The organism is Neisseria sp. P0021.S006, from assembly GCF_051956895.1.
In genome coordinates this window covers 1-468 of the sequence record NZ_JBQCWZ010001180.1, presented here as the reverse complement: position 1 = coordinate 468, position 468 = coordinate 1, and the positions used below count along the sequence as shown (strand labels likewise).

The 468-nt window shown below is 58.1% G+C and carries 1 protein-coding gene; it reads left to right on the top strand.

All coding sequences use genetic code 11. The features are described 5' to 3' along the window. On the top strand, positions 1-468 hold a 468-nt coding region (locus ACTHUM_RS19355; RefSeq protein WP_440403916.1), incomplete at both ends, for a helicase-related protein.

Genomic DNA, 468 nt, shown 5'->3' with positions numbered 1-468 from the left:
CGCCAACGTAGACATACTTACCATGACCGCCACACCGATTCCACGCACCCTCAGCATGGCGCTCGAAGGTCTGCGCGACTTCTCGCTGATTACTACCGCGCCCAGCCGCCGCCTCGCCGTCAAAACCTTTGTCAAACCCTTCAGCGAAGGCAGCGTGCGCGAAGCCGTGTTGCGCGAACTCAAACGCGGCGGACAAGTGTTTTTCCTGCACAATGAAGTAGATACGATTGAGAATATGCGCGAGCGGCTGGAAACCCTGCTGCCCGAAGCCCGCATCGGCGTGGCGCACGGACAACTGCGCGAGCGCGAACTGGAGCAAGTGATGCGCGACTTTTTGCAGCAAAGATTCAACGTGTTGCTCTGTTCCACCATCATCGAAACCGGCATCGACATTCCCAACGCCAACACCATCATCATCAACCGCGCCGACAAATTCGGGCTGGCTCAGCTTCATCAGTTGCGTGGGCG